The organism is Pseudomonas sp. GM60 (assembly GCF_000282415.1).
GTDB classification, from domain to species: domain Bacteria; phylum Pseudomonadota; class Gammaproteobacteria; order Pseudomonadales; family Pseudomonadaceae; genus Aquipseudomonas; species Aquipseudomonas migulae.
The window spans coordinates 1-2,419 of record NZ_AKJI01000150.1 but is presented as its reverse complement, the minus strand read 5'-3'; the positions used below and the strand labels follow the sequence as shown (position 1 = coordinate 2,419).

The window sequence follows — 2,419 nt, the reverse complement described above, 5'->3', positions numbered from 1 at the left end:
CTTGGTTACTTGGGGCTCTTCCAAGTGACTCGCCGTAAGGGCGAAACCATTAGTAGCCGTTACCGCAGCAACGGATATGTACACCCTTCCCAAATCCAACTCCGCCGCAAACTAAAAAACCGCGGCTCAGTTATTGCGCAACAGCACGTATGCCTCACCACCATTACGGTCATGCTGAAGAATGAAGTTTGCGCCCTGCAGGCTAACCTTCGACGGCACACGATCCGCCACCGCTGTCTGCGAATAAGGCTGCACAGCGCTCAGCAATTGCCGGGTCAGGCTGTTGTCGGACTGACTCGGAGTCGTGACTACGCACTCTTTCGCAGACAACTGCACCGCAAGGTTTTTGTCAGCCGTGAAGCCGATACGGGTAAAGCCCATATCCTGCAGATCGTCGATACCGTAACGCTTGGCGGCTTCGGCCGAACCGGCGAACGATGGCGCAGTCTTCAGGCAAATGTCGGTGAAAGCTTCAATGGCCTTGGACTTGACGGGAATCGGAGCATTCGGGGTTGATGCAGCGCAACCGGCGAGCAAGAGAAGGCTGGACAAGGCGAGCTTGCGAAACAACGAATTGGACATGACGCAGGGATCCTTCCATTTGAATACGACGCACAACCATCGGATCGCGTGCCACTTGAGCAGGTGGGCCCGAATGGTAAAACAAGCCCGGCCTCCACCGCGAGAGGATTAGCGCCGAGGCCCTTCTCATTCAGCATCGGCAATGAGTCAAGACGATCTGCATCGGACTCAATACGTTCAGAACCCAATAGCGCGGCATCAAAGGCAACACTGTCTCCACTCCCAACGCACACCGCGTTGTGTTGTGAAAGGTATCGCCACCCCACTATTGGAAGCCTGACTCATGAAAACCTTAAGCATCGAGAACTACACAACCAATGCCGCCTCTGGAAAATCATCGCTCGGGATCAAAACCACAGCGATTGGAACTTACGGAGCGTACTTTGCCCTCGCCGTGATCTACTTCTGGTTCGGTGGCATGAAATTCACTCACTACGAAGCGCAAGGCCTGGTTCCGCTGGTGAGCAACAGCCCTTTCCTGGGTTGGGTCTACAACATTTTCAGCGTCGATACCTTCTCCAGTTTACTCGGTGTCCTGGAAGTCTCGATCGGTGCTCTTATTGCAGGTCGACTGCTGTCACCCAAGCTTTCATTGATCGGTGGCGCATTGTCAGCCGGGCTGTTTTTCACGACGTTGAGCTTTATGTTGTCGACACCAGGAGTGATCGAACCCAGCCTTGGCTTCCCGGCCATTTCGGTTGCACCGGGTCAGTTTCTCCTGAAAGACATCGGGTTGCTTGCCGCCTCCATCTTCGTGGCCGGCCATTCATTAACCGCGCTGGAAAACCGCTGAATCGATGATCCTTCTCTTGGGATGGCCTGAAGCAATTCGATGTTTTCAGGCCATGCCCCATCAAGAAAGTCCGTCCCCCTCTCCCGCCAAATCTTTCAGCCAGTCCCGAGGGCTGTAGCCCGTCTTGCGACGAAACGCGCGAGCAAGTGCCGAAGGACTTTCATAACCGACTTCCGCGGCGATCAGCGTAATCGGCCGTCCTTCACGCAAACGCTTCTGCGCCAGGCTGATACGCCAGCTCAACAGATAGTCCGCCGGTGTCTGCCCTATAACGGCCCGGAAGTGCACGGCATAGGCCGCACGCGACATGTTCGACTCGCTCGCCAGTTCCGCCACCGACCAGGCTCGGTGAGGTGCGTTGTGCATTTGCACCAGCGAGCGCGCCAGTCGCGAATCCGCGAGCCCGGCCATCATGCCGGTACGCAGTTGGTGATGATCGAGCAGATGTCGAAACAGCAGGATGATCAGTAATTCGAACAAGCGATCCAGCGCCGCTTCCCTGCCGCAATGTCCGGCTGCCGCTTCAACGAACATCCATTGCAGCGTATCGGCCAGCAGTGGTAATTCTTCCAGGGACAGCACCAGGCAATCGGGTAACGAGGCAGACAATGGGTTATCGACCCCACCCTCAAACTCCATTGACGCACACAGGAGTTGAGCGCCATCGGGCTCACCGGCGAACAGTTGATGCCGGCTTGGGCGTGGCAGAAAAATCAGACTGGGTTGGGTCAGCAGCACGTCCTTGCGGTCGCCGCCCCGCAAAGTGACGGTACCGGCCTGCAGCAGGTGAATATGACCACGCTGGTCGGCTCCATCGTACGACGCCATACCGCACAGCCTGCCGTTGTAAAACAGGTTTGCGCGTACGCCGAACTGCGAAAACAACGTAGACAGGCGATCCATGGGTATTCTCTTGGAGTGGTTTTGACTGGGTGTATATCCGTTCCTGCGGTAACGGCGGCTATTGGTTCCGCCCTTACGGCGGGTCACTTGGAGAAGCGCCAAGTAACCAAGCGCCCGCGCCCCTGACGTACGGTGGCTCGC

General features: G+C 56.7%; 3 protein-coding genes. 1 reads left to right on the top strand and 2 read right to left on the bottom strand.

Features of this window, described 5'->3' with window-relative positions; all coding sequences use genetic code 11:
- Window positions 1-126: 126 nt before the first annotated feature.
- Window positions 127-582, bottom strand: coding sequence for a hypothetical protein (locus tag PMI32_RS02405; protein ID WP_008034730.1), 456 nt, complete (start codon window positions 580-582; stop codon window positions 127-129).
- Window positions 583-865: 283 nt separating this feature from the next.
- On the opposite strand from PMI32_RS02405, the gene PMI32_RS02410 reads away from it, so the two are divergent.
- Window positions 866-1,375 carry a YkgB family protein gene (locus PMI32_RS02410; protein ID WP_008034729.1) on the top strand — a complete coding sequence of 170 codons (510 nt, stop codon included), beginning with the start codon at window positions 866-868 and terminating at the stop codon, window positions 1,373-1,375.
- Between the two features lie 60 nt (window positions 1,376-1,435).
- Here the strand turns inward: PMI32_RS02410 and PMI32_RS02415 are convergent, their stop codons facing one another.
- The gene (locus tag PMI32_RS02415; protein WP_008034728.1) at window positions 1,436-2,278 is read right to left on the bottom strand and encodes a helix-turn-helix transcriptional regulator; all 843 of its coding nucleotides are present in this window, start codon (window positions 2,276-2,278) and stop codon (window positions 1,436-1,438) included.
- Window positions 2,279-2,419 lie beyond the last annotated feature (141 nt).